Annotated in this window: 5 protein-coding genes; 4 read left to right on the top strand and 1 reads right to left on the bottom strand. The window is 69.7% G+C overall.

Annotated elements, in window-relative coordinates; genetic code table 11:
* Window positions 1-8: 8 nt before the first annotated feature.
* The 3 genes from ACWCV9_RS28635 to ACWCV9_RS28645 all read left to right on the top strand — a co-directional run bounded on the left by ACWCV9_RS28635 (window position 9) and on the right by ACWCV9_RS28645 (window position 3,430).
* Window positions 9-989, top strand: a complete 981-nt coding sequence (locus tag ACWCV9_RS28635) for a cation diffusion facilitator family transporter (RefSeq protein ID WP_450790811.1) — start codon at window positions 9-11, stop codon at window positions 987-989.
* A gap of 256 nt (window positions 990-1,245) precedes the next feature.
* Window positions 1,246-2,703: an adenosylhomocysteinase gene (gene ahcY / locus ACWCV9_RS28640; protein WP_450790813.1), complete on the top strand. Its 1,458-nt coding sequence runs from the start codon at window positions 1,246-1,248 to the stop codon at window positions 2,701-2,703.
* A 112-nt stretch (window positions 2,704-2,815) separates the two neighbouring features.
* Window positions 2,816-3,430 (top strand): hypothetical protein, encoded by a 615-nt coding sequence (locus ACWCV9_RS28645; RefSeq protein ID WP_450790814.1) that lies wholly within the window; start codon window positions 2,816-2,818, stop codon window positions 3,428-3,430.
* Between the two features lie 43 nt (window positions 3,431-3,473).
* Here the strand turns inward: ACWCV9_RS28645 and ACWCV9_RS28650 are convergent, their stop codons facing one another.
* The gene (locus ACWCV9_RS28650; protein ID WP_450790816.1) at window positions 3,474-4,460 is read right to left on the bottom strand and encodes an RDD family protein; all 987 of its coding nucleotides are present in this window, start codon (window positions 4,458-4,460) and stop codon (window positions 3,474-3,476) included.
* 145 nt (window positions 4,461-4,605) lie between these two features.
* On the opposite strand from ACWCV9_RS28650, the gene ACWCV9_RS28655 reads away from it, so the two are divergent.
* The gene (locus tag ACWCV9_RS28655) at window positions 4,606-5,613 is read left to right on the top strand and encodes a stage II sporulation protein M (protein ID WP_450790824.1); all 1,008 of its coding nucleotides are present in this window, start codon (window positions 4,606-4,608) and stop codon (window positions 5,611-5,613) included.
* The last annotated feature ends 387 nt before the right edge of the window (window positions 5,614-6,000 follow it).

Genomic DNA, 6,000 nt, shown 5'->3' on the forward strand with positions numbered 1-6,000 from the left:
GCGGACACATGAGCGCGTCAGGCGGTACGAAGGCGATCGTGGCGGCACTCGGCGCCAACCTCGCGATCGCGGCATCCAAGTTCGTGGCGTTCGCGTTCAGCGGCTCCTCCTCGATGCTCGCCGAGGGCGTTCACTCGCTCGCCGACTCCGGCAACCAGTTCCTGCTGCTGATCGGCGGCAAGAGGGCCGAGCGCGAGGCCACCCCGCAGCACCCGTTCGGCTACGGCCGCGAGCGCTTCATCTACGCCTTCCTCGTCTCGATCGTGCTCTTCTCCATCGGCGGCATGTTCGCCATCTACGAGGGTTACGAGAAGATCCTCCACCCGCACGCCCTGGAGAGCTGGTACTGGCCGGTGGGCGTCCTCGTCTTCGCGGTGATCGCCGAAGGCTTCTCCTTCCGCACCGCCATCAAGGAGTCCAACGAACTGCGCGGCACGCTCTCCTGGGCGCAGTTCATCCGCCGCGCCAAGGCACCCGAGCTGCCCGTCGTCCTGCTGGAGGACTTCGGCGCCCTGATCGGTCTGGTCCTCGCCCTCCTCGGCGTCGGCCTCGCCGTGCTCACCGGCGACGGCATCTGGGACGGCATCGGCACCGTCTGCATCGGCGTTCTCCTCGTCTGCATCGCCCTCGTCCTGGCCGCCGAGACCAAGTCCCTGCTGCTCGGTGAGGCCGCGGGCCTGGACGTGGTCAAGAAGATCGAGGAGGCGACCGTCGACGGGAAGACCGTCACCGGCGTCATCCACATGCGCACGCTGCACCTCGGCCCCGAGGAACTGCTGATCGCGGCCAAGATCGCCGTCCGGCACGACGACACGGCCGCCGAGGTGGCAGCCGCCATCAACGCGGCCGAGACCCGTATCCGCACCGCCGTCCCCATCGCCCGCGTCATCTACCTGGAACCGGACATCTACAGCGAGGCCGAGGCCGCCAAGGGCCCCGACCCGCAGGCCACCCCCGGCGGCCCGAACCCGCACGCGCTCGGCCACTGAGCCCCTGGTCGGCCGGAACCATACGCAACGGACTGGGGACGACCGGGTCGCGCGGTGTAGCTTGGGACGGAGCCAGACGTCGCTGCTGATGGCGGTCGGGCGGTCCCGGACGGACCGACCGAGGGAGAGAGGGCCTCCGACGGACTGCGCTGCGCGTACGTGGGCATGCCTGTGTCCTCTTCTCGGGCACCCCTGTGTCCGCCGCCGCGCAGACCAGCCGTACCCACCTCGACCCGACACCGAGGAGCAGCTCGCAATGACGACTGTCGACAACCGACAGGACTTCAAGGTCGCCGACCTCTCCCTGGCCGAGTTCGGCCGCAAGGAGATCACCCTCGCCGAGCACGAGATGCCCGGCCTGATGGCGATCCGCAAGGAATACGCCGAGGCGCAGCCCCTCGCCGGTGCCCGCGTCACCGGTTCGCTGCACATGACCGTGCAGACCGCCGTGCTGATCGAGACGCTCGTCGCCCTGGGCGCCGAGGTCCGCTGGGCGTCCTGCAACATCTTCTCCACCCAGGACCACGCGGCCGCGGCCATCGCCGTCGGCCCGAACGGCACCCCGGACAACCCGCAGGGTGTCCCGGTCTTCGCCTGGAAGGGCGAGACCCTGGAGGAGTACTGGTGGTGCACCGAGCAGGCGCTGACCTGGCCGGACAGCCCCACCGGCGGCCCGAACATGATCCTGGACGACGGCGGCGACGCCACCCTCCTCGTCCACAAGGGCGTCGAGTACGAGAAGGCCGGTGAGGTCCCCGCCCTGGAGACCGCCGAGTCCGACGAGCACCGCGTCATCCTCCAGCTGCTGCACCGCACCCTGGCCGAGAACCCCCAGAAGTGGACCCAGCTGGCCTCCGAGATCCGTGGTGTCACGGAGGAGACCACCACGGGTGTGCATCGTCTGTACGAGATGCAGCGTGACGGTGTGCTGCTGTTCCCGGCGATCAACGTCAACGACGCGGTGACGAAGTCGAAGTTCGACAACAAGTACGGCTGCCGGCACTCCCTGGTGGACGGGATCAACCGTGCCACCGATGTGCTGATCGGTGGCAAGACGGCCGTGGTGTGCGGTTACGGCGATGTCGGCAAGGGCTGTGCGGAGTCGCTGCGCGGTCAGGGTGCCCGGGTGATCATCACGGAGATCGACCCGATCTGCGCGCTTCAGGCGGCGATGGACGGCTACCAGGTCACCACGCTGGACGAGGTCGTGGAGAGCGCGGACATCTTCATCACCACGACCGGCAACAAGGACATCATCCTGGCCTCGGACATGGCGAGGATGAAGCACCAGGCGATCGTGGGCAACATCGGTCACTTCGACAACGAGATCGACATGGCCGGGCTGGCGAAGATCCCGGGGATCGTCAAGGACGAGGTGAAGCCGCAGGTCCACACCTGGACGTTCCCCGACGGCAAGGTGATCATCGTGCTGTCCGAGGGCCGCCTGCTGAACCTGGGCAACGCCACCGGCCACCCGTCGTTCGTGATGTCGAACTCGTTCGCGGACCAGACGCTGGCCCAGATCGAGCTGTTCACCAAGCCCGACGCGTACCCGACCGGCGTGTACGTGCTGCCCAAGCACCTCGACGAGAAGGTCGCCCGCCTCCACCTCGACGCCCTCGGCGTGAAGCTGACCAAGCTGCGCCCGGAGCAGGCCGCCTACATCGGCGTCGACGTCGACGGCCCCTTCAAGCCGGACCACTACCGCTACTGAGCCGCACTCCGCGTCTCACGCAGGTCCTCCGAGGCAGGCCCCCGCACCCCCGTGCCGGGGGCCTGCCCCTTCGGCCTCCGGCCGGATCAGCCCGTCACCACCCAGGACCCCCATGCCCCGCGGCCGCTATTCGCTCCACGATCCGCACGATCACACCCCCCTCGGGGAAGAGCACTTCCAGTGCGCCCCCGGCCCGTCCGGCTGGCGCTACGTCTCCCGGCTGACGACCCCCGCCGGCGAACACCGCGGATCGGTCGACCTGGCGCTGGACGACCTCGGCCGCCCCATCCGCCTCGAACTCCACGCAGCCGACTGGCAGGTCCGCGGCGCCGCGCTGGACGGCGTCACCTGGGTCCGCACCGACCCCACCGGCACCCATGCCACCGAAGGCAATGTGCCCGCCCACGCCTTCACCGGCGCATCCCCCGCCTTCCTCATCGCCACCGCCCGGCTGCTGCGCCTCACCCCCTCGTCCGCCGCGACCCGCGTACGCCTGGTGGCGTTCACCGAACCGGTCCTGGCCCCCCGCACCGTGGACCAGTCCTGGGCCCTGGTGAACAGCGAAGCACACGCCACTGACAACGGCCCCCTGACCGTGGACGAATACCAGGTCACAGCCCTGGACACCGGGGAACGGCACACCATCCACATCGCCGGAGACGTGGTCCTGTCCGCGCCCGGGATCGAGCTGGAGGACCTCCAGTCACCGCCGTCGGCGTTCGCCTGAGCATCCCGGACAGGGCTGGGAACCGCCGTCCTGGCCGCCGGCCCTACGCGGGCGGCGCGAATCCGGTGGCCGGACGGTCGGCCGGCCGCTCCTCCCGCGCCACCACGGGCGGCAGGGCAGCCGAACCCGGCGCCTCCGGCTGCGGACGCTGACTCCCACCCGGCGACGGAGCGGACCACCCGCCCCCCTGCGGACCCCCGGGCGCCGGAGACGAGGACACCCCCGCCGCACCGGCCTGCGCCGCAGCCGCGACCCCGGCCACCGGCGGAACGAAACGATCACCAGCAGAGGTCTGCCGGGCGGCTTCCCGAGCCTGCCGCTCATGCACCACGGCCGCGAGAAAGGCAGCCGGCGGCAGACCCTGCGGCACCACCGCCCCCGTCCGCGCCACGAGATCCGCCGCGAGCCGCTCCGCCATGCCCTGCGAGACCCGCGGATCGAGCTGTTCCATCCGCGTCAGGTACTGCCGGACCGCAAGCCACAGACCGTCCGGAACGGCCGACAGATCCAGCTCGGCGAACCGCCCCGCAAGCCCCGGCGGAGGAGACGGCACAAAGCCGGTCCGCCCCACCGGTATCCGCTCCCGCACCACCAGCGTCCCGGCGAACACATCCCCGAGCCGCCGCCCCCGCGCCGACACCAGCGAGGCGATACAGGCCACCACGCCGAACGTCATCAGAATCTCGACCACACCGATCGCGCCGCGCACCAGCGCATGCCGGAACCGGATCGGACCGCCGTCGTCCCGCACCACCCGCAGCCCGAACGCCAGCTTCCCCAGCGAACGCCCATGACTGAGCGTCTCCACCGCGATCGGCCCGCCGACCAGCACCAGCAGGAACGCCGCGATCGACAACGCGGTCTGCGCGGCCTCGTCCAAGGAGGACGTCGTCGCCACCAGTACGACCGTGACGGCGATGTACACCGCCATGGCCACCAGCAGATCGAGCAGCACGGCCAGCGCCCTGCTCGGCAATTTCGCGGGCCGCAGTTCGAGGGCCACCGCCTCGCCCGTCACCAGCTCACTCACGCCCGCCGTCCTTCCCCTGATCCGCCCCGTGAACAGCAAGTCTGCCAAGCTGTGGGCGCATCGCGCCCCAGTACGACAAGCTGACAACAACTTCGAGCATCCACGACGAGCAGTCGGCCACCAGCCCGAGGAGCAGGCAGACCCGATGGACCTGGACGTCTTCGTCTCCGCACACCAAGCCGAATGGGACCGCCTCGACGCCCTGCTCCGCCGCCAGCGCCGGCTCAACGGCGCCGAGGCCGACGAACTCGTCACCCTCTACCAGCGCACCGCGACCCATCTGTCGCTCATCCAGTCCAGCGCACCGGACCCGCAGCTCACCGGCCGGCTCAGCCGCCTCGTCGCACGCGCGCGCAGCGCCGTCACCGGCACCCGCCGCGCCACATGGCGCGACGTCACACGCTTCCTCACCCAGGGATTCCCCGCAGCCGTCTACCGCGCCCGCCACTGGTGGGTGCCGACCGCGCTCGTCTCCACCACCGTGGCGGTCCTCCTGGGCTGGTGGATCGGCACCCACCCCGCGGTGCAGTCGGCGATCGGCGCCCCGAGCCAGCTGCGCGACCTGACCCGCCCCGGCGGCGAGTACGAGACCTACTACTCCAGCCACCCCGCGGCCGCCTTCGCCGCCCAGGTGTGGACGAACAACGCGGAGGCGGCCGCGATGTGCCTGGTCCTGGGCATCTTCCTGGGCCTGCCCGTCCTGCTGATCCTCTTCGAGAACATGCTCAACCTGGGCGTCGGCTTCGGTCTGATGTCGTCGGCCGGCCGCCTCGACACCTTCCTGGGCCTGGTCCTCCCGCACGGCCTGCTCGAACTCACCGCGGTGTTCGTGGCGGCCGGCACCGGCCTGCGCCTCGGCTGGACACTCATAGACCCGGGCCCCCGCACCCGCCGTGCGGCCCTCGCCGAGGAGGGGCGCGCCGCGGTGGGCATGGCGATCGGCCTCGCCCTGGTCCTGTTCGTCTCCGGCGCCATCGAAGGCTTCGTCACCCCCTCGGGCCTGCCCACCTGGGCCCGGATAGGCATCGGCGTCGTGGCTGAGCTGGCTTTCCTTGCATACGTCTATGTCCTGGGCGGCCGTGCTGCCCGCGCCGGCGAGACGGGTGACCTCGAAGCGGTGGACCGCAGCTCCGCCGTGCCCACGGCCGCCTGATGTGCATCCGGCCCGTGTGAGCTGCTAGTCTCCTCATCTCCCCGCGAGAGCCGTTGACACGGCGGGAGTGGGGAGGTAGATTCAAACAGTTGCCTAGAACTGGACAAGTTCAAGGGCCGCCGATAGAATCTACGAGCTTCCGGGATGTCGGTACGACATCCGAGAAGCATCCCCCGATTACTCAGAAATGAGCGGCCGGTCAGACCGGCCAAGAACTTCTGATAAAGTCGGAAACGCCGGAAAGGAAACCGCGAGAGCGGGGAACTGGAAAAGCGCCGAGGAAATCGGATCGAGAAAAGATCTGATAGAGTCGGAAACGCAAGACCGAAGGGAAGCGCCCGGAGGAAAGCCCGAGAGGGTGAGTACAAAGGAAGCGACCGTTCCTTG

The organism is Streptomyces sp. NPDC001606, from assembly GCF_053596835.1.

Bases quoted from the DNA above. Each gene is read 5' to 3' on its own strand.
- ACWCV9_RS28635 (WP_450790811.1), top strand. From the start codon at position 9: ATGAGCGCGTCAGGCGGTACGAAGGCGATCGTGGCGGCACTCGGCGCC.
- ahcY (WP_450790813.1), top strand. From the start codon at position 1,246: ATGACGACTGTCGACAACCGACAGGACTTCAAGGTCGCCGACCTCTCC.
- ACWCV9_RS28645 (WP_450790814.1), top strand. From the start codon at position 2,816: ATGCCCCGCGGCCGCTATTCGCTCCACGATCCGCACGATCACACCCCC.
- ACWCV9_RS28655 (WP_450790824.1), top strand. From the start codon at position 4,606: ATGGACCTGGACGTCTTCGTCTCCGCACACCAAGCCGAATGGGACCGC.